This is a genomic window from Burkholderia sp. Ax-1719 (assembly GCF_011753055.1).
GTDB lineage: Bacteria > Pseudomonadota > Gammaproteobacteria > Burkholderiales > Burkholderiaceae > Paraburkholderia.
The window spans coordinates 311,490-330,400 of sequence record NZ_VWWJ01000003.1 but is presented as its reverse complement, the minus strand read 5'-3'; the positions used below and the strand labels follow the sequence as shown (position 1 = coordinate 330,400).

General features: G+C 64.8%; 19 protein-coding genes. 6 read left to right on the top strand and 13 right to left on the bottom strand.

Annotated features, from left to right (window positions below):
* The first annotated feature begins 26 nt into the window (after positions 1-26).
* Complete coding sequence (locus F3J17_RS08935) at positions 27-569, top strand: ferritin-like domain-containing protein (RefSeq protein WP_167056300.1); 543 nt, start codon at positions 27-29, stop codon at positions 567-569.
* A gap of 27 nt (positions 570-596) precedes the next feature.
* Here F3J17_RS08935 and F3J17_RS08930 read toward each other — a convergent pair whose 3' ends face one another.
* The 10 genes from F3J17_RS08930 to F3J17_RS08885 form a co-directional block, all read right to left on the bottom strand.
* Positions 597-1,811, bottom strand: coding sequence for an MFS transporter (locus F3J17_RS08930; RefSeq protein ID WP_167056298.1), 1,215 nt, complete (start codon positions 1,809-1,811; stop codon positions 597-599).
* A 146-nt stretch (positions 1,812-1,957) separates the two neighbouring features.
* Complete coding sequence (locus tag F3J17_RS08925) at positions 1,958-2,785, bottom strand: phosphodiesterase (protein ID WP_167056294.1); 828 nt, start codon at positions 2,783-2,785, stop codon at positions 1,958-1,960.
* A 52-nt stretch (positions 2,786-2,837) separates the two neighbouring features.
* On the bottom strand, positions 2,838-3,878 hold the full coding sequence (locus F3J17_RS08920; protein ID WP_167056291.1) for an ABC transporter ATP-binding protein: 1,041 nt from the start codon (positions 3,876-3,878) through the stop codon (positions 2,838-2,840).
* Complete coding sequence (locus F3J17_RS08915; protein WP_167056289.1) at positions 3,875-4,780, bottom strand: ABC transporter permease; 906 nt, start codon at positions 4,778-4,780, stop codon at positions 3,875-3,877. The genes F3J17_RS08920 and F3J17_RS08915 overlap by 4 nt, the downstream gene beginning before the upstream one ends.
* The gene (locus tag F3J17_RS08910) at positions 4,777-5,601 is read right to left on the bottom strand and encodes an ABC transporter permease (protein WP_167056286.1); all 825 of its coding nucleotides are present in this window, start codon (positions 5,599-5,601) and stop codon (positions 4,777-4,779) included. The genes F3J17_RS08915 and F3J17_RS08910 overlap by 4 nt, the downstream gene beginning before the upstream one ends.
* Before the next feature lie 24 nt (positions 5,602-5,625).
* Positions 5,626-6,603 carry an ABC transporter substrate-binding protein gene (locus tag F3J17_RS08905; protein ID WP_345891155.1) on the bottom strand — a complete coding sequence of 326 codons (978 nt, stop codon included), beginning with the start codon at positions 6,601-6,603 and terminating at the stop codon, positions 5,626-5,628.
* Between the two features lie 165 nt (positions 6,604-6,768).
* The gene (locus tag F3J17_RS08900; RefSeq protein WP_167056281.1) at positions 6,769-7,839 is read right to left on the bottom strand and encodes a substrate-binding domain-containing protein; all 1,071 of its coding nucleotides are present in this window, start codon (positions 7,837-7,839) and stop codon (positions 6,769-6,771) included.
* Positions 7,840-8,457: 618 nt separating this feature from the next.
* A complete protein-coding gene (locus F3J17_RS08895; protein WP_167056278.1) occupies positions 8,458-9,531 on the bottom strand; it encodes an acyltransferase in 1,074 nt (357 codons plus the stop codon).
* A 535-nt stretch (positions 9,532-10,066) separates the two neighbouring features.
* Positions 10,067-10,339 (bottom strand): hypothetical protein, encoded by a 273-nt coding sequence (locus F3J17_RS08890; protein ID WP_167056276.1) that lies wholly within the window; start codon positions 10,337-10,339, stop codon positions 10,067-10,069.
* A 341-nt stretch (positions 10,340-10,680) separates the two neighbouring features.
* A complete protein-coding gene (locus F3J17_RS08885) occupies positions 10,681-10,929 on the bottom strand; it encodes a hypothetical protein (protein WP_167056273.1) in 249 nt (82 codons plus the stop codon).
* 484 nt (positions 10,930-11,413) lie between these two features.
* Between F3J17_RS08885 and F3J17_RS08880 the strand changes: the two genes are divergently transcribed.
* From F3J17_RS08880 to F3J17_RS08860, 5 genes are all read left to right on the top strand, one after another.
* Complete coding sequence (locus F3J17_RS08880; protein WP_167056270.1) at positions 11,414-12,028, top strand: glutathione S-transferase family protein; 615 nt, start codon at positions 11,414-11,416, stop codon at positions 12,026-12,028.
* A 189-nt stretch (positions 12,029-12,217) separates the two neighbouring features.
* Positions 12,218-12,427 (top strand): hypothetical protein, encoded by a 210-nt coding sequence (locus F3J17_RS08875; protein ID WP_027814986.1) that lies wholly within the window; start codon positions 12,218-12,220, stop codon positions 12,425-12,427.
* Between the two features lie 320 nt (positions 12,428-12,747).
* The gene (locus tag F3J17_RS08870; RefSeq protein ID WP_167056267.1) at positions 12,748-14,157 is read left to right on the top strand and encodes an FAD-containing oxidoreductase; all 1,410 of its coding nucleotides are present in this window, start codon (positions 12,748-12,750) and stop codon (positions 14,155-14,157) included.
* Entirely contained in the window at positions 14,154-14,486 is a 333-nt protein-coding gene (locus tag F3J17_RS08865) for a cupin domain-containing protein (protein WP_167056264.1), read from the top strand. Before F3J17_RS08870 ends, F3J17_RS08865 begins: the two co-directional genes overlap by 4 nt.
* Positions 14,487-14,528: 42 nt before the next feature.
* Entirely contained in the window at positions 14,529-15,005 is a 477-nt protein-coding gene (locus F3J17_RS08860; protein WP_240160867.1) for a metallophosphoesterase family protein, read from the top strand.
* Between the two features lie 97 nt (positions 15,006-15,102).
* On the opposite strand, the gene proP is transcribed toward F3J17_RS08860, so the two are convergent.
* The 3 genes from proP to argA all read right to left on the bottom strand — a co-directional run bounded on the left by proP (position 15,103) and on the right by argA (position 18,908).
* A complete protein-coding gene (gene proP / locus F3J17_RS08855; protein ID WP_167056258.1) occupies positions 15,103-16,566 on the bottom strand; it encodes a glycine betaine/L-proline transporter ProP in 1,464 nt (487 codons plus the stop codon).
* 606 nt (positions 16,567-17,172) lie between these two features.
* The gene (locus F3J17_RS08850; RefSeq protein ID WP_103704040.1) at positions 17,173-17,448 is read right to left on the bottom strand and encodes an oxidative damage protection protein; all 276 of its coding nucleotides are present in this window, start codon (positions 17,446-17,448) and stop codon (positions 17,173-17,175) included.
* Between the two features lie 44 nt (positions 17,449-17,492).
* The gene (gene argA / locus F3J17_RS08845) at positions 17,493-18,908 is read right to left on the bottom strand and encodes an amino-acid N-acetyltransferase (protein WP_167056256.1); all 1,416 of its coding nucleotides are present in this window, start codon (positions 18,906-18,908) and stop codon (positions 17,493-17,495) included.
* Positions 18,909-18,911 lie beyond the last annotated feature (3 nt).

The window sequence follows — 18,911 nt, the reverse complement described above, 5'->3', positions numbered from 1 at the left end:
ATCCCCACAGTCCGAAGGAGAGTCAGATGTCCAAGTCACACGCTGCGTTTGAGTTCGACCTGAAGCGCGTGCGCGAAGAAGCGCGCCGCCATCTGGATCAGGGTTCCGTTACGCCGAGCTACAACGCCGACCGGGAGGCCGTGCTGAAGCTGCTCAACGATTCGCTCGCCACCGAGCTGGTGTGCGTGCTGCGCTACAAGCGGCACTATTTCATGGCGAAGGGGATCGAATCGGAGGCCGTGGCCGCCGAATTTCTCGAGCACGCCAACGAGGAGCAACAGCACGCGGACATGCTTGCCGCGCGCATCGTGCAACTGGGCGGCGAGCCGGATTTCGCGCCCGCGCACCTGAGCGAACGCTCGCATTCGGAGTACAAGGAGGGCAAGGATCTGCACGACATGATCCGCGAAAACCTGATCGCCGAACGGATTGCGATCGAGAGCTATCGCGCGATCATTCAGTATCTCGGCGATACCGATACGACCACGCGACGCATCTTTGAAGAGATCCTCGCCGTGGAGGAAGAGCACGCCGACGATATGACCGATCTGCTCGATTCAGGCCGTTAATCGCTACGGCCCAGCGGGTCGCGCAGCCTAGAGCGCCTGCGCGCTCGCATCCAGCCGCTCGCGCGTGGCGAAGTGAATCCATGCCGCGAGCGCACTGAAGCACAGTCCGGCCACACACACGCCGATCCAGCCGAACGCGTGCCATGTGGCCGCGCCCACGGCCGATCCGGTCGCGCCGCCGATGAAGTAGCACACCATGAACACCGTATTCACGCGGCTGCGCGCTTCCGGGCGCAGCGCATAAATACGCGACTGGTTAGAGATCTGCGCGGCCTGAACGCCCACGTCCAGCACCACCACGCCGATCACGAGCCCGATCAGGCTTTTGCCCGAGAACGCGAAGATCACGAACGCCAGCGCGATCAGCGCAATCGACAAGGTGATGACGGCGCGCGGCCCACGCTTGTCGGCGGAACGTCCTGCCCACGGCGCGGCAAGCGCACCCGCCGCGCCGACAATGCCGAACAGCCCCGCAACCTGCGGCCCGAGATGGAACGGTTCGCCCGCGAGCAGCAGCGTGAGCACCGGCCAGAACAGGCTGAACGCCGCGAACAGGCACGCGCCGGTTGCCGACGCTTCGCGCAGGCCGCGCAATTCCACTACCAGATGCCACATCGAGCCGATCAGCTTGCCGTAGCCGAGCGTCGAGGTCGGCCGGCTCTTCGGCAGTTTCTTGACGATGACCACCGCGAGCGCGAGCAGCGCGACGATGGACGCGCCGAACACCGCACGCCAGCCAAAGTACTGGCCGACGAAGCCCGCCGCCGTGCGCGCGAGCAGAATGCCGAGCAGCAGCCCGCTCATTACGGTGCCGACCGCATGGCCGCGCCCTTCGGGCGGCGCGAGTTCGGCCGAGAACGGCACGGCTTGCTGGGCGATGGTTGACAGAATGCCGATCGCCAGACTCGCGCCGATCAGCACGGGCAGCGAGGGCGCGAAAGTGGCGGCGAGCAGCGCGATGCACAGCAGGCCGATCTGCATGAGGATGATGCGGCGGCGGTCGAAGCGGTCGCCCAGCGGTGCGAGCAGCAGCATGCCCGCGGCGTAGCCGAGCTGGGTCGAGGCGGGCACTGCGCCGATCCACGCCGCGCCAGACGGGAAGGTCTTGCGGAAATCGTCGAGCAGCGGCTGGTTGTAGTAAATGTTCGCGACCGAGATGCCCGCGATGGTCGCGAGCAGAAGCAGCAGGCCGCGCAGCGACTGGCTCTCGCCAGCGGATGCGGAATCGGGTGTGGTGGACATGGGCACGAGGGCACGAGTGCGGGCGAGGCCCGCCGGGGGCGGAAAACGGCCCGGATCGCACACAAGGCCGCGCCGGGCGTGCCGATCATACCGGAGCACGCGAGATCGTGCTGACGACGGCCACGCAACGCGCGTGGCCGTCATGGTCAGGCGATCAGTTCACCCGACGGCTCGTGGAACGGGTACGGACCGTCGGCGTCATCGACATAGCAGTGATGGGTCACGATGCCACGCGCCGCGTCGTAGTGATGGAGGGCGAACGCGGGCGGCTCCAGCGTGAAGGTGGAGGGCGCATCGGGCGAAAGATCGAGCGTCACCTGGTGCGCCGGAGCGGGCACCGCACTCGCGATGGTGCCGCCAAAGCGCACGAAGATCGGTCGGTGCACGTGGCCGCACAGCACGCGCTCGACGTTCGGATGCTGGGCGACGAGCGCTTCGAGCGCGCGCGCGGCGCGGTCGTTCAGCCGGATTGCGTCCATATGGCCGATGCCGCAATCAAAGGGCGGATGATGCAGCGCGACGATCACGGGCCGCCCGCGCGCCGCGTCGAGTTGCTGCGCGAGCCAGGCCAGGCGCGCTTCGCAGAGCGTGCCGCCGCTTTGTCCCGGCGACATCGAATCGAGCGCGATCACGCGCAGCGGCCCGAGATCGGCGATGTACTGGACGAATTCGCCGCCTGCTTGAAGTTCGGCGCGCTCGGGGAACACTTCGCGCAATCCCTCGCGGCCGTCGTGATTGCCGATCAGCAGCCAGCAGGGCATCTCCAGCGGCGCCAGCAGCGCCTTGAGGTGGCGATATTCGTCGGCGTGGCCGCGATCGACCAGATCGCCGGTCACGATCACCGCGTCGGGGCGCGGCGTGAGCGCGTTCAGGCGCGCGACGGTGCGCGTCAACCGCGCAGCCGTGTCGACGCGCCGATAGGCGAGCGCGCCCGGTTCCTTGATGTGCAGATCGCTGATTTGTGCGAGCAGCATGGGTGGCCTCGATGGTGTAGCCCGCTTGATGTTAGCGAGTCGATTGTAAAAATTACGCGAGCGCGATGAGCGCTTCCGGCGCGATGGCAATACCCACCGCCGTGCCGCGCGCGAGTTCGATGCGGCCCGCTACGTCGATGAAAAGCGCATCGGGAGCCGCGCCGCCGATGGTGAGCCGCGTGCGCTCGCCCAGGAAGGTCGATTGTTCGATCACGCCGCGCAGCGGCGCGTGCGCCGGATCGGCGAGCGTGGCGTCTTCGGGGCGGAAGAAGAGTTCGGCTGGACCGTGCGAAGGCGCTGACTGTGGCGCCAGCGTGCCGCCCGCGGTGACGAGCACGCCATCGCGCCATTGTCCTGCGATGCGGTTGAGCGTGCCGACGAACTGCGCGACCGCCCGGCTGGCGGGCCGGTAGTAGATCTCGCGCGGCGTGCCGATCTGCTCGATGCGGCCCGCGCTCATGACGACCACGCGGTCGCCCAGTTCCATTGCCTCGGCCTGATCGTGCGTGACGTAGACGGTCGTGACGCCGAGTTCGCGCAGCAGCGTGTTCATCTCGCCGCGCAGCGCGTCGCGCAGACGCGCATCGAGAGCGGTAAGCGGCTCGTCGAGCAGCAGCACGCGCGGACGCGGTGCGAGCGCGCGGGCGAGCGCGACGCGCTGGCGCTGGCCGCCCGAAAGCTGGCTGATGGGCTTATCGGCATGCGCTTCCAGCCGCATCATGGCGAGCAGTTCGTCCACGCGCTCGCGCGCAGCGTCGGCGCTCACGCGCGCAATCTTCAGACCGTAGCCGATGTTGCCGCGCACGTTGAGGTTCGGGAACAACGCGTAGTTCTGGAACACCATGCCGACCTTGCGGCGTTCGATCGGCAGGGCGGTGACATCGTCATCGCCGAAGCGCACCTGGCCGCCCGCGTCGGGCGTTTCCAGACCGGCGATCAGACGCAGCGTGGTGGTTTTGCCGCAGCCCGAAGGGCCGAGCAACACCACGGTTTCGCCCGCGCCGATGGTGAGATCGAGCGGCTCCAGCACGCGCGTGCCGCGAAAGGTTTTGCCGCACTGCGTGAGCGTGATCGGCATCGAATCGAGTTTCATTGGGCATCCTGATGCGTTCGCGCCGTGTGTGCTTTTTGTGCCTTGCGTGCACCCGCGCCCGGCGTCTGTACGCCGAGCCATTGCATGGCCACCAGCAGCGGCATGGTCATCACGAAGAAGAGGATCGTGTAGGCGCTGCCGATCTCGATGCGCATCGATGCATAGGTATCGGCGAGACCGACGGGCAGGGTTTTCGTGTCGGGCGTGTGCAGCATCCACGTCAGGTTGAATTCGCCGATCGAAAGCGTCAGCACCGCGAGCGCACCCGCCAGAATGCCGGGCCGCGCGTTGGGCAGCACGATGGTGAAAAAGCGTTGCACGAAACTCGCGCCCAGACTCGCCGCGCCTTCCTCCAGCGTGCGCAGGTCCGCCGCTGCGCACACGGCGGAAACCGGCCGCACCATAAAAGGCAGCGTGAAAATCACATGGCCGACCACGATGAAGGCTGCGCTCATGCGAAACGCGGAGAAGCCGCCGTAGACCACCAGCAGCGCAAGCGCAGAGGCGAGACCCGGCAGCGCGACGGGCATCACGAGCAGTTCTTCGATCAGGCGCGAGAGCCGCGTGCGACTGCGCGCGAGCGCGTAGCCTGCCGGTACGCCGACGATCAGCGTGATCGCGAGCGTAGCCGCCGCCACTTCGAGCGAGAGGAACACGGAGTCGTGATACTGCGTCCACACCTCGTCGAGCCAGCGCAGCGTGAGTCCGCTCGCGACGCCGCGAAAGTAGTTCACGGTGAGGCCCGCGACGATCGACATCACCACGGGCACGACCAGAAACGCGCAGGTAGCGAGCGTGACGAACCATTGCGCGGCGGCGAGCCAGGCGCGCGTGGAAGGCAACGCCAGGCGACGCCGCGTGCCGGAAGCGTCCGGCGCTTTGCTGGTGAGCAGCGTATTCATGCCGTTGCCGCGACGGACGCGCCCGTAAGGCTGCGCGCAAGCGTCAGCACCGCCCACGTCACCACGCCGAGCACGATCGACAGACCCGCCGCCGTCACCATGTTGGCGTTGAGCGTGAACTCGGTGTAGATCGTCATCGGCAAGACGTCGATATCGGTGGCCAGCGTGAAGGCGGTGCCGAATGCGCCCATCGCGGTCGCGAAACACACCGCGCCCGCGGCGATCAGGCCCGGCGTAAGCGCGGGCAGGATCACGTCGCGCGTCACGCGCCACGGCGACGCACCGAGCGAGCGTGCCGCTTCTTCGAGCGAAGCGTCGAGCTGGCTCGCGCTCGCCATCACCGTGACGATCACGCGCGGAATCGAGAAGTACAGATAGCCCACGAACAGGCCCGCCATCGAATAGGCGAACACCCAGCGCTCGCCCGCGAGACGCAGCGCCAGCGCGCCGATCAAACCCTGACGTCCCGCAAGCATGATGACCATGAAGCCCACCACCACGCCGGGGAATGCCAGCGGAAAGGTGAGCAGCGCAACCAGCAGGCGCCGCGCGGGGAATTCGCGGCGCGCGAGCAGCAGCCCACAGATCGTGGAAAGCACGAGTGTCGCCAGCGTCACCGCCGCCGAAAGCAGCACGGTTTCCAGCAGGCTCGTCATGTAACGGCTATTCGTCAGGAGTGCGCGATAAGTCGCGATCAGATGGCCGTCGGCGCTGACCTGCACGAGGGCCACCATCGGCAGCAGCCAGAAGGCGAGAAACACCGCGAGCGCGGGCGCAACGAGCGCCACGCGCCAGCGCAGCGGAAAGGTAAGGTCGTGCATGAGCGAGGGAAACGAAAAGCGAAATTAGTGCATCACCTGCAGATAGCGCTCGCCGAAGCTCTGCTGCTGGCCCGCCATCTTCGCGAAATCGACGGGCCTGGCGCGCGCATAGTCGCTGGCGGGCAGGAACTTCGCGGCGGCGTCGGGCGAGAGCGCGCTCGCGCGCACCGGGCGCAGATAGGCGTTGGCCCACAGCTTCTGGCCTTGATCCGAGAGCACGAAATCCAGCACCTTCTTGCCGTTCTGCGCGTGCGGCGCGTTCTTCACGAGGCTCATCACGTAGGGCACGGAAATCGTGCCTTCGGCGGGAATCACGAATTCGACATTGGCGTGATCCTTGTACTTCGCGCGATAGGCGTCGAAGTCGTAGTCGAGCAGGATCGGAATCTCACCGGAGAGCACGCGCGCATAGGCGGTCTGCTTCGGCACGATCGGCTGGTTGGCCTTGAGCTTGCTGAACCACGTGAGGCCCGGCTGGAAGTTGTCGAGCGTGCCGCCAAGCGCGAGATTCACGGCCACCGCGCCCGCGTAGCCCACGAAGGCGCTAGACGGATCGAGGTAGCCGATCATGCCTTTGTATTCGGGCTTGAGCAGGTCCGCCCAGGAGCGCGGCACCGGCTTGCCGTCGAGCGCGTCCTTGTTGACGAAAAAGCCCAGCGTGCCCGAATGGATCGCGAACCAGTAGCCCTGCGGGTCCTTGAGATTGGCGGGAATGTCGTCCCAATGCGCGGGCTTGTACGGCGCGATCACGCCCTTGTCCTTCGCCTGGAAGGCCGACGAAATGCCCAGATAGACGACATCGGCGACCGGGCTTTTCTGCTCGGCCATCAATTGGGCGATCGACTGTCCCGAGTTCTTGTTGTCGAACGGCACGCGGATGCCGGTCTGTCGCTGGATCGCCTGGATCTGGCTCGCCCAGTCGGCCCATTCGGGCGGGCAGTTGTAGCAGATGGCGGTTTCGTCGGCGAGGGCGGGCGTCGGCGCGGCGAAACTGGCTGCCACAGCGCAGACGAGACTGAGCGCCGTGCTGGCGGCGAGGGCGAAGCGGCGTATCACGTCGGAACTCCTGTGCGGATGCGGTGCGGGGCGAGGTGTATTGGCGAGCCGCGCCGCGCGCTTGCGCACGCGCGGCGGGATCGGCGAAGTCTTACGGGGCTGCTGAGATGACTAGATGAGCGTGTCGCCGACGGTGACGCCACGTCCCGACGCGCTCGCGCGCGCCGTGCCGCTGCCCGTGGCGATGGCCGAGATCGTGCCGCCTTGTCGCAGCGTGTGCGGCAGCGTGAGATCGAGCGTCGGGCCGACGTATTCGCCGCTGATGCGCGCCATCAAACGTTGCCACGCAGCGCGGCCGATCTCGCCATTGGGGGTGCCGATGCTCGCCAGCGGCGGCGCGAGCAGTTCGCCCATCGCGAGACCGTCGAAGCCGAGTATCGACATGTCCTGCGGCACCCGCAGACGCGCACGGCGCAGGCCGCGCATGACCACCATCGCCAGCAGGTCGTTGCTGCAGAAGAGGGCTGTGGGACGCGCGGGACCGCTGCTCAGATGCGCGAGCACGGAGGGCGCGAGCGCTTCGGCGTTGAAATCGATTTCGAGCGCGGGTGCGGGCGTGAGGCCGGCTTGCTCCATCGCGTGGGCGTAGCCGGCGTAGCGCTGGCGCGCGCGGTCGGAGGCGGCGAGCGTGCCGGCGAGCATCAGGATGCGGCGGTGACCGTGCGCGATCAGCATGCGCACGCCGTCGCAGGCGGCCTGGTGATTGTCGACGGATACCGATGGGCGGCGCGTCGTGTCGTTGTGCATCAGCACGTAAAGCGGGCCGTCGGCGTCGAGTTCGTCGAGCAGCGGGTGCGTGTCCGCATCGGCGACGGTCAGGATCAGGCCCTCGACCCGTTGCGCACGCAACGTTTCGATGGCGTGGCGTTCGCGCTGCGCATCGTATTGCGTCGTCATCAGCATCAGGCGAAAGCCCTGCGCCGAGGCGAGTTCGTCGATGCCCTGCAGGCATTCCGCGAACACGGGATTGGCGAGCGTGGGCAACACCACGCCGATCAGGCGCGTGCGCTCGCCGCGCAGCTGTCGGCCAATCGGGCTGGGGCGGAATTTGAGCGCATCGATCGCTTCGCGCACCTTGGCGAGCGTGACGGGATTGACCGTATGCGGTGCGTTGATTGCCCGCGAAACCGTGGCAATCGAAAAACCGGCGTGTGCGGCGACATCCTTGATGGTTGGCGTCATGCGGGCGGCCCGAGCGTTGTAAACGTTTTCGATGCGGCCGATTATGGAAAGCGCATGTGACCGGGCGATGACGCGGCGGCCCTGAGATGCTTGGGAGGGCGTGGGCGGCAGTGGTAGAATGCCGTCCGCCCTGCCGGCGTGATGAAATTGGTAAACATAGCGGACTTAAACACAAATTGAGTGCCCAGCCGGAAACGGCCGGTGCAGAACCCCTCAAATTCGGCGAAACCCCTGGGACCAGACGGTGCGAAAGCGCCCGGTGCCGAGGCGACGCCGAGCCAAGCCGGCTGGCGCGCAAGCGTCGGCGCGGAAGGTGTAGAGACTAGACGGGGGGCGCCTAAGGCTCGATTGCCCGCGCGGCTGTTACGCGCGCGAGGATTCTCAGGCTAGGGCGAAGGCATAGTCCAGCGCACGAACGTCGCTTTGAGTGGTATGCAGCAGTTTGCAAAAGCGCGCGGCGTCTAAAGACGTAGTGTGACGAAAATCCGCCGCCTCACGGCTTACCGGTTCAAGTCCGGTCGCCGGCACCAGGGCCACCCTGAACACGCTTCGCAAGAAGCCCTGAAACCCGCGTAGGCGTAAAGCCTCGCGGGTTTTTTGTGGTGTCGTGTTGTGTCACTACCGTTGCTGCGTCAGCGCGACATCTACCGCAAGCCGCGGCCGCTTCGACAGGATGCGCAGCAGCGGTTTCTCGATTTTCAGATGGAACAGCACGGCGGTTGCGATGCAGGCGGCGAGAATCGCGAAATAGGCCGCCGTCGCGCCCACGACGCCCGTGAGACCGGCTTTCACGGCGACCTTGCTCAGCACGCTGATCATCGGGAAATGAAGCAGGTAGAGCGCATACGAGGCGTCGCCCAGTACTTGCACGCCGCGATTCGCCCCGAAGATCGCGCCACGATCCTCCGCCTTGACGAGCCCCAGGATGATCGCGCAACTGGCGAGTCCGTAACCCAGTGAACTGCCCGCCGCGCGCGCGACGATGCCGAGATCCGTCGCCGCGCCAATCGACACGAACGCGATCATGCCAAGCACGGCGACGCCCATCGGAAACCGCAGTCCGGTTAGCGCGCGGTTCACCAGCGCCGTCAGTGCCCCGAGCGCGAACAGCGCGACATAGTGCTGGGCGAAAAACGCGGCGGGAAACGTACAGGTCTGATTCAGGCAGGTGCCCCAGGCCAGCGCCAGCAGCAACACCGCCGCGGCAGCGTAGATGCGGCCCAGAATGAAACAGCCCATCAACGCGTAAAAGGCGATCTCCCATTGCAGGCTCCACGCGACGATCACCACGGGCGCGCCCGTGCCGCCAACCACGCTCTGGTCTTGAGGAAGCAGCAGCAGCGAACGGGCCAGCGTGGCGGCATCGGGCAGCGTAGCGCGCAACGTCGACGAGGCCGCGAGCGACACGCTGACGACGCCGAAGACGATCCAGTAAGTCGGGTAGATGCGGATGATGCGCTTGCGCGCGTAGGCCGCGAAGCGATCCGGTTTGAAGAGATCGTTGCGGTGCGCGGTCACGATGATGAAGCCGCTCAGGACAAAGAAGAATTCGACGCCCGCGCCGCCGAAGCCCCAGATTTTGCCGGGCAGGCTGTAGCCAAAATATTTTGGCAGCGCATATTGCGCGCTCAGGTGAAAGAGCGTGACGAGCAAAGCGGCACCTGCCCGGCATGCCTGGAGGGATTTGTACATGGCGTGTCTCGCGCAGTCGACGTTTCGATGCTATGGGATCCGAACGTCGATCGAGCGACAAGAGCTATCGCGTATCCGCCAATCGGGTGCGTCGGCGGTGATCGCAAACGTTAGCAGTGACACACAGGCGAGAATGGCCGGAGGCGGCCGAGAAATGAGCGTGGCGAACCGGTGCTGCGGGCAATGACGAGAGCCGGTGCCGGTGCTGGGATCGGGCCGCTCAGCATGCGATTGGTTCGCACCTTGAGCGGTCGCGCGATCAGCGGCCGATCTGGCCGGTGCGCGGGTTCACCAGCCGGGCAAATCCGAACAATGCGGCGATGGCCAGCGGCGAGGCAATGTAGAAAGCGGTCAGCATGATACGAGATGAGACAAACCGTAACAAAGTGTGTCGTCAGTGTAGCGCGCTGATGCAAATTGAGTATCAGGGAGAACGACAACAAACTGTTGCGCAATCGCAAGTTTGAGTTCGGACGAATCGGATACGAGGCTGGAGGGCTTGCTGAGCGGGGTTCTGCGTGGACTGGGTGCGCGGCTAGATGCAGTCGAATACCACCTCTACTGTCTGCGCTGTCACGCCGCGCAAACCTTCACTGTGAATTTCGACGGCGTGCATTTCGAGTTTGCGCTTGTGGCAATAGGCCTGCGCTTCCTTGATGCCGGCGGTGCGAACGCGATTCCATGAAACGATGTCCCACCGCGCGCGGCTCGTCACAGAGAGGTGGCCATCCTGTCTCGAATTGATTCCGGTCACCGATGTGCATGCCGTCAACATGCCGAGCCCGAGCAACAGGATGCTACCTTTCATAGATTCCCCTTGATTGCGCACCATTGTCGCCGCCAAACATCGGCATTGGCAACCCGAAAGAAAGGTTAGCAGACGTTAGGGACAGAAGGGGCTAAGCGTGCGCGACAGGAGCATACCGCCGCGAAGGGAGGGAAGGGGTCGGTGCGCAGGCGGTCAGTGCGCAGCGATACGCAACCTTGGGTCGCGCTGCCGGAACCAACGGAATGTCGCTCAGGCAGCGCCGTGGGAGTCGGTCTGTACGCCGAACCAGCTCTGTTACGAAGGGTGCCGCGCCCGTCAGGCACACTCGCTCGCCCTCAACATCGGCGAAGCGAGCGCCTGTTCTTGCGCTAGAGCGAAAATCAGTCGTGGGCGACGACGGAGCCGCTTTGTGCCTGGCCGGAAACGAGGCACGACGACATGAAGTTTTCGCCCTGGCTACGCGCGCCGATCGAACTGAAGCCGCGCGCCAGCGCTTCGAGCCGAACCAGTTCGGAGCCCTTCGCACAGGACACCGTGCCGTGCTCGTGAGCCTGTACCCGGGTCAGGACGCGATTCCCGACGAGGAGTGCAAGGATGATGACGATGCCAATGTTGAATGCCTGTCTCATGATTTCGTCTCCTAGTGCGTTCAGACTAGCTCAGCCTTTTAAGCGATGAATCCAGGAGTTTCCCGGCGATGCGGTGCAGCACATGCGGCGCATAAATCGACCTTGATTTTCAGCGTAAAGATGCTTCGTCCTCCTGCTGTTATGAGGGCCGTTCCGCTTTCCCTTATGTAGCAGGCGTGTGCCTCCCGAGAGCGCCATACAGTCCGGTCATTGCGTCGCAGCAATGGCGCGTCGCGTCACTCGGTTTGTCTGCTAACCAATTTAATTCCAGACAAAAATAATCGTGCGTGGCAGATCGACACGGCGCTCCGTGGCCACTTTTCCCTCGGTTTGATTCATTGATTTAGCTCAGTTTCGCATGCCTGGGCGTCGGGAATTTCCGGCAATAACGAGATTCGCTGGCGGCGTATGAGGAATCTTGAAATGCGCCGTCCGATGCTGCACCATCGACGGTCCGGTCCTCTTATTTCGAGCGAGGTGAGCAATGCAGTTGATTGGCATGATGGATTCCCCCTACGTGCGTCGCGTTGCGATTGCGCTTCATGTGCTCGGCATGCCGTTCGAGCATCGCAGCGTGTCGGTCTTCGGTCAGTACGACGAATTCGCGCAGATCAATCCGGTCGTAAAAGCGCCCACGCTGGTCGATGACGACGGTACGGTGCTGATCGATTCCACGCTGATTCTCGATTATCTCGACCACAAGGTGCCGGCGGCGCAGCGCCTGCTGCCCGAGGAGCGGCAGGAGCGCACCTTTGCGCTGCGCGTGAACGGTTTCGCGCTGGCGGCGATGGAGAAGACGGTTCAGCAGGTCTACGAGCGCCAGTTGCGCCCCGAAGAGCGCCAGCACGAACCCTGGTTTGCGCGCGTCAACGCGCAGATGCACGCGGCGTGGAGCGTGCTCGACAAACTCATCGAAGGGCGAGGGGGCTGGCTTTGCGCCGGGCGTATCACGCAGGCCGACATCACGGCGGCAGTGGCGTGGCGCTTTACGCAATTCGTTCTGCCGGGCGCAGTCGATCCGGCCCGATATCCTGCGATGGCTGCGCTGTCCTTGCGCGCGGAGGCGTTGCCCGAATTTATCGCGACGCCGCTGGAATAAAACCGCGCGCCGCAGCTGCGCTGCACGGCCCGCAAACCCTTGTCCCGACGCCCGAGCAGCGATTGTTCGAGTTTCGCGACAAGTGACTTCACGCGTAGCCCATTTATCGGCGAACGCTACATTCCTAGAATGGCTTCCATGTTAATGCCGCTGCGTCAGGACGACGCGGCGGCCGCAGCGGGAGCCGTCATGAAAGACTTTATCGAACGACAACTTTATCAGCCAGCGCTGGTCCTGCCGATGGTGGACCTGATGCAGCTGATGGTGTCGCTCGACTTCAACATGGGCCAGATCGGTCTGCTGGTGGCCACGCGAGGTGCGCGCGCCGCGTTCCAGCGTTCGCGCGATCTCTGGTGCGCGAGCCACGGCTGCGCGGCGCCCGGCGAAAGCGTGCACTGAGCGACTGATTGGCTTCCCGGCTGAAGGCGCTCACTTAAACCCACAGAATTCACGTTTCCCCCCCGACGCGCAGCGGCATCGCCCGTTTGCTGTTGTGCTGTCACCCTGTAGGCCACCCCATGTTCCGGGGTGGCCTTTTTTTGCGCCTTTTTGCCCCTGCTTCGTGTCCTGTCGCGACCGGAAAGGTCGCCGGACGCGCTCGCGTGGCGCGCGCGGCCACGGGCGTAACATGGCGCGAACGTAGCCACAACGCACACCTCACACCCCGCGAGCGGCAAGGGCCGTGCGCGCTTTGGGTCCTTCTCGGCAGGGAGAACGGCATGGCACAGCGATTCGATGCAATCGTGATCGGCACGGGGCAGAGCGGACCGCCGCTGGCGGTGCGACTGGGCGCGAGCGGGCGCAAGACGGCGATTATCGAGCGCGCCGCATTCGGCGGCACCTGCGTGAATGTCGGCTGTACGCCGACCAAGGCCTATGTGGCCTGCGCGCGCGCCGCACACGTTGCGCGGCATGCGGCCGATTACGGCGTGCGGATCGGAAACGGCGCAGGCGGGGCCGACGTGAGCGTCGATCTCGCCGCCGTGAAAGCGCGCAAGGACGGCATCATCGGCGCGTCGCGCGACGGCGTCGAGCGCTGGCTGCGCCACGCGAAAAACGTCACGGTGCTGCAAGGACATGGGCGTTTCAGCGGGCCGAATACGGTCAGTGTGATGTCCGAAGGCGGTCACACCGAAGAACTCGAAGCGGGTGAAATCTTCATCAATACCGGTACGCGCGCAGCGGTGCCTCCGGTGCCCGGGCTCGAACGGATCTGGTACGAAACGAATTCGACGATTCTTTCGCTGACCGAATTGCCCGAGCATCTGGCGATCTGCGGCGGCAGCTATATCGCGCTCGAATTCGCGCAGATGTTCCGGCGTTTCGGCAGCCGCGTGACGGTGCTGGTACGCGGCTCGCGCATTCTCACGCGCGAGGACGACGATGTCGCGAAAAGCGTGCAGGACGTGCTGGCGCGCGAAGGCGTGGAGTTTCGCTTCGGAAACTCGCCGCAGCGCGTGGAGCCGCTGGGCGCAACGCCAGGGCATGGCATTCGCATCACGCTCGGCAATGAAACACTCGACGTGTCGCATTTGCTGTTCGCAACCGGCCGCATCCCCAACACCGACGATCTCGGTCTGGAGGCCGCCGGCATCGAGCGCGACAATCACGGCCTGATTCCCGTTGACGGCCAGTTGCGCACGCGCGTGGCGGGGATCTGGGCGCTCGGCGATGTGAACGGGCGTGGCGCGTTCACGCACACGTCCTACGACGACTACCAGATCGTCGCGGCGAATCTGCTCGACGGCGCAAACCGCAGCGTCGACACGCGCATTCCCTGTTACGCCGTCTTTGTCGATCCGCCGCTCGCGCGCGTGGGCGCAAGCGAGCGCGAGGTGCGCGAAAGCGGCAAACCCGCGCTGATCGCGACCATGCCGATGGCGCGTGTCGGGCGTGCGCGCGAGCGCGGCGAGACTGACGGCTTCATGAAGGCGCTGGTCGACGCGCAGACGAAGCGCATTCTGGGCGCGATGATCTTCGGCATCGAAGGCGACGAGGCGATCCACACCTTCATCGATACGATGACCGCCGATGCGCCGTACACCACGCTGCAATTTGCGATGCACGTACATCCGACCGTGAGCGAACTCGTGCCGACCTTGCTCGACGGTTTGAGGCCGCTTGAATGAACGCGCCTGCATGCCTGGCGAATCTGTTCGAGGGCATCGATCCGGGTGCGGGCGAAGAAGTGTTCGAGCGCCTCGTCGCGGATAAGGGCGTGCTGATCGAGCGCATCGTCTCGACCGGTCAGACAAGTCCGGCGGGCTTCTGGTACGACGACCCGCGCGACGAGTGGGTGGTGCTGCTCGCGGGCGCGGCGGAGCTGGAATTCGAGACGCACCGCGTGCACCTGAAGCCTGGCGATCATGTGCACATTCGCGCGCATTGTCGTCATCGCGTGGCGTGGACGGACCCGCAGACGCCGACAGTCTGGCTCGCCGTATACTTCGGCGGCTAAAGCGCGCGTCGTGCGCCTTTCTTCGCTATGCAAAGCCCGGACATGTCCCAGAATTCACTCCGCGTCGCACTCGTTTCCGATACGCACAATCTCGTGCGCCCCGAACTGCTGGCCTTCGTCCAAGGCAGCGACGCGATCATCCACGCAGGCGACATCTGCGACCCGGACGTGCTCGATCAACTGGGACGCATCGCGCCGTTGACGGCGGTGCGCGGCAACAACGATCGCGGCGCATGGGCCGAAGCGCTGCCGGTGCAAACCGTAGTAGACATCGGCGGCGTGTCGATCGTGGTGGTGCATGAGTTGCCCGATCTGCAGGGCGATCCCGCTACGCAGGGCATCGGCGTGGTCGTGAGCGGCCATTCGCACAAGCCCGCGCAGGACACGCGCGATGGCGTGCTCTACGTGAATCCGGGCAGCGCGGGCCCGCGCCGCTTCAAGTTGCCGATTACCGCCGCCATGCTGACGATCGGAAACGGCGCTGCATTGCATGTCGAGCACACGCGCCTGGTCGACTGAATGGCGACTGAATTTCAACTGAATCCCGCGCGCAGACGCAAAAAAGGCCAGCACGAAGCTGGCCTTTTTTACGCTTTCCTCATCGGAAACGTTCGACTTACACGCGTGCCGGCATGGCCGCGTAGTCATCGTCCATCTCGCGGGCGAGACGCACGCCGCGCAGCACCGCATGCGCTTCGGCCTTGGTGCTCACGCTCGGGCCCGAGCCCGGCAGCGGACGGCGCGCCGTTTCATGCAGCGCCAGCACCGAGATAATGCCGACCACCGCCGCGCCCATCAGATAGTACGCGGGCATCATCAGATTCTGCGTGTGCTCGACGAGCCAGGCCGCAACCAGCGGCGTGGTGCCGCCGAACAGCGAAACCGACACGTTGAAGCCGATGGCAAGCGCGCCGTAGCGGATCGCGGTCGGGAACAGCGCGGGCAGCGCCGAGGGCATCACGCCCGTGAAGCACGAAAGCAGCGTGCCGAGAATCATCAGGCCGAGGAACACCGGCACCAGCGCACCCGTCTGGATCAGCGTGAGCGACGGAATCGCCAGCACGATCAGACCCACACAGCCCGCGAGCATCACCGGCTTGCGGCCGATCGCGTCGGAGAGGCGGCCGAAGGCGATCGTCATCGGCACCATCAGCACCATCACGGCAAGCACGACGAACAGACCGTGCGTTTCGTTGAAGTGCAACGTCGCCGACAGATAGCTCGGCAGATACGAGAGCGCCATGTAATCGGTCACGTTGAAGATCAGCACGAGGCCCACGCACAGCAGGAAGGGGCGCAGATGTTCGGTCAGCAGCGCGCGCAGCGTGAGCTTCGGACGTGCGGTTTCTTCGGCTTCGCGCAGTTCGGCTTCACGCTTGAACGCCGGCGTTTCTTCGAGCTTCGTACGGATGTACAGGCCCACGATCCCGAGCGGCCCCGCGATCATGAACGGCACGCGCCAGCCCCAGTCCAGCAGTTGTTGATGCGAGAGCAGAGCGGTCAGCACCGCGACCGTGCCCGCGCCGAACACGTAGCCCACCATCGTGCCGCATTCGAGGAAGCTGCCCATGAAGCCGCGACGCTTGTCGGTGGCGAATTCGGCGATGAAGGTGGCTGCGCCGCCGTACTCGCCGCCGGTCGAGAAACCCTGCACCAGACGCGCGACCAGCAGCAGCACGGGCGCCGCAATGCCGATCGAGTGGTACGACGGGATCAGGCCGATTGCGAACGTGCCGCAGGCCATCATGATCATCGTCATCGCGAGCACGCGCTGACGGCCGATACGGTCGCCGAGCGGGCCGAACACCATGCCGCCGATCGGGCGCACGAGGAACGCGGCCGCGAACGTGCCGAAGGTGGCGATCAGCTGCGCGGACGGGCTGCTCGACGGGAAAAACACCTGGCCGAGCGTGACGGCGATGTAGCTGTACACGCCGAAGTCGAACCATTCCATGGCGTTACCGAGCGCCATGGCGCCGACGGCGCGTTTGAGGAGGCTGTTGTCGACGATCGTAATGTCGTCGAGTGTCAAGTCGGACTGGGCCGACGAGCCGGAAGTGGAAGCGGTCAAGGTCTGCATCTCCAATGACTGCGACGAACTCCAGAAGAGCTCGCCACGGTTGCCGGAGAGTGCCGTTTCGCGATAGCGGCCGAAAGATGGCTGCGGGTCGCGCGTGAACGCCGCAAAAAGGAACGTCCGGTCCGGCTGCGGCGTTGGCGTGCAGGCGGTGCGCGAGTGGCATGCTGAATGTCGCGAAACGACACTCGATCAAATTGTGCGTATTGCGTTGCGCCTGCGTGGCCTTGTTGGGGGGCAGGGCGCATGTGACGCTGGACCAGCACGAGGGTGCCCGGTGAAGCGTCGCTGAAACGAAAAAGAATGTCCGTGTGGCGGATCGTTCTTCTTGTATGAAAACACTCAGACTGAAGGCGGTTTTGGGTGCCGGCCTGAATGCAATTGATGGCGGTTGCCTGTTGAACGAAGCGTTATGATAGCACGATGACGTAAGATCGTGCAAACCGCGCTATCGACGGGGTTCTGGCGCGCGGCCGTCAGCCCTTATGGGACGGGGGATTGCGGCGAATCGGACGGTCGTGCGATTCATCGAAGTTTGGACCCGGTTCCACAGCGCGCGCATAAAAAAACCGCGCTCGAAGGCGCGGTTTTTGCGGTCGTTCTGAAGCCTCAGGCTTGCGTCGGCGGCACGAAGCCCGACGCCTGATCGGCGCCGTCGCCGAAGAAGTACTTTTCGGTCTGCTTCATCAGGTACTGGCGCGCGCGCGGGTCGGCCATGTTCAGGCGGTTCTCGTTGATCAGCATGGTCTGCTGCTTGAGCCAGCCTTGCCAGGCTTCCTTCGAGACGCTTTCATAGATGCGCTTGCCGAGTTCGCCCGGCAGCGGCGGGAAATCGAGACCTTCGGCTTCCTTGCCGAGCTTTGCGCATTGGATCATACGGGCCATGCTGTGCTTCTCCTAAGTCGTATGTGTGGGGTGGCTCGCGCCGCTCAGAGCTGCTTCATCAGCACGAGCGATTTGCGCTGCCAGTTATAGAGGCGGCGGCGGTCTTCAGGCAGGTCGTCGACCGTAGCCTTGACGAAGCCGCGCTTGAGGAACCAGTGTTCGGTGCGCGTGGTGAGCACGAAAATGCGCGTGAGGCCGCGTGCGCGGGCGCGTTGCTCGATACGGCGCAACAGACGCTCGCCGTCGCCGGAGCCTTGCGCTTCGGGCGAGACCGTCAGGCACGCCATTTCGCCGATGCGTTCCTGCGAATACGCATACAGCGCCGCACAGCCGAATAGCACGCCATCGTGCTCAATCACCGAGAAGTGGTCGATGTCGCGCTCGATCTGGTGGCGCCCGCGTCGCACCAGCGTGCCGTCGGTTTCGAGCGGCTCGATCAGCGTCAGGATGCCGCCGACGTCGTCGGGCGTGGCTTCGCGCAGGCTTTCCAGGTTCTCGTACGAGATCATGGTGCCCACGCCATCGTGCAGGAACAGTTCGAGCAGCAGACCGCCGTCGAGCACATAGGGAATGATGTGCGCGCGGCCCACGCCGCCACGGCAGGCGCGAATCGAATGCTTCAGATAAAAACCGGCGTCGCCCAGCACCGTGCCGCTTTCCTGCAGCTTGTAGGCGTCGTCCAGCGACATTTCGCGGATCAGTTCGCCTTCCTCGTCGATCAGACCCTGCGTTTCCGTGAGGAACACGATCTTGTCGGCGCGCAGCGCAATGGCCGCCGCCGACGCCACGTCTTCCATCGACAGATTGAACGCCTCGCCCGTGGGCGAAAAACCGAGCGGCGAGAGCAGCACGAGCTTGCGGCTGGCGAGCGAATGGCGGATCGAATCGGCGTCGATCTTGCGCACCACGCCCGTGTGCTGGAAATCCACGCCGTCGAGAATACCGACCGGACGCGCCGTCACGAAGTTGCCCGACACGACGCTGATGTGCGCGTGCGCCATCGGCGTGTTCGGCAGACCCTGGCTGATGGCGGCTTCGATGTCCAGACGCACTTCGCCGGCGGCTTCCTTGGCGGATTCGAGCGCGCGGGCATTGGTGATGCGCATGCCGTGCGAGAACTCGGATTCCACGCCGTGCAGGCTCATCTGCTCTTCGACCTGCGGGCGCGAACCGTGCACCAGCACGATCTGGATGCCCATGGCCTGCAGCAGTGCGATGTCGGCGACCAGCGCGTTGAGCAGATTCTGGTGCACCACCTCGCCGCCGAAACCGACGACGAAAGTTTTGCCTTGAAATGCGTGGATGTAGGGCGCGACCGATCGCATCCAGTCGACGAATTGCGCGTGCTGCGCGGCCTGCTGGGCAGCTTGCTCAGAAGCTTGCTCAGATACGGATTCCGCGGCGGCGGCGGAAGCCGGCGCATTCGCGGTGGCGGGGACGAGGTCGGTTTGGGAATTCATGCC

Coding starts and splice junctions, on each gene's coding strand:
- F3J17_RS08935 (WP_167056300.1), top strand. CDS start 27: ATGTCCAAGTCACACGCTGCGTTTGAGTTCGACCTGAAGCGCGTGCGC.
- F3J17_RS08930 (WP_167056298.1), bottom strand. CDS start 1,811: ATGTCCACCACACCCGATTCCGCATCCGCTGGCGAGAGCCAGTCGCTG.
- F3J17_RS08925 (WP_167056294.1), bottom strand. CDS start 2,785: ATGCTGCTCGCACAAATCAGCGATCTGCACATCAAGGAACCGGGCGCG.
- F3J17_RS08920 (WP_167056291.1), bottom strand. CDS start 3,878: ATGAAACTCGATTCGATGCCGATCACGCTCACGCAGTGCGGCAAAACC.
- F3J17_RS08915 (WP_167056289.1), bottom strand. CDS start 4,780: ATGAATACGCTGCTCACCAGCAAAGCGCCGGACGCTTCCGGCACGCGG.
- F3J17_RS08910 (WP_167056286.1), bottom strand. CDS start 5,601: ATGCACGACCTTACCTTTCCGCTGCGCTGGCGCGTGGCGCTCGTTGCG.
- F3J17_RS08900 (WP_167056281.1), bottom strand. CDS start 7,839: ATGACGCCAACCATCAAGGATGTCGCCGCACACGCCGGTTTTTCGATT.
- F3J17_RS08895 (WP_167056278.1), bottom strand. CDS start 9,531: ATGTACAAATCCCTCCAGGCATGCCGGGCAGGTGCCGCTTTGCTCGTC.
- F3J17_RS08890 (WP_167056276.1), bottom strand. CDS start 10,339: ATGAAAGGTAGCATCCTGTTGCTCGGGCTCGGCATGTTGACGGCATGC.
- F3J17_RS08885 (WP_167056273.1), bottom strand. CDS start 10,929: ATGAGACAGGCATTCAACATTGGCATCGTCATCATCCTTGCACTCCTC.
- F3J17_RS08880 (WP_167056270.1), top strand. CDS start 11,414: ATGCAGTTGATTGGCATGATGGATTCCCCCTACGTGCGTCGCGTTGCG.
- F3J17_RS08875 (WP_027814986.1), top strand. CDS start 12,218: ATGAAAGACTTTATCGAACGACAACTTTATCAGCCAGCGCTGGTCCTG.
- F3J17_RS08870 (WP_167056267.1), top strand. CDS start 12,748: ATGGCACAGCGATTCGATGCAATCGTGATCGGCACGGGGCAGAGCGGA.
- F3J17_RS08865 (WP_167056264.1), top strand. CDS start 14,154: ATGAACGCGCCTGCATGCCTGGCGAATCTGTTCGAGGGCATCGATCCG.
- F3J17_RS08860 (WP_240160867.1), top strand. CDS start 14,529: ATGTCCCAGAATTCACTCCGCGTCGCACTCGTTTCCGATACGCACAAT.
- proP (WP_167056258.1), bottom strand. CDS start 16,566: ATGCAGACCTTGACCGCTTCCACTTCCGGCTCGTCGGCCCAGTCCGAC.
- F3J17_RS08850 (WP_103704040.1), bottom strand. CDS start 17,448: ATGGCCCGTATGATCCAATGCGCAAAGCTCGGCAAGGAAGCCGAAGGT.
- argA (WP_167056256.1), bottom strand. CDS start 18,908: ATGAATTCCCAAACCGACCTCGTCCCCGCCACCGCGAATGCGCCGGCT.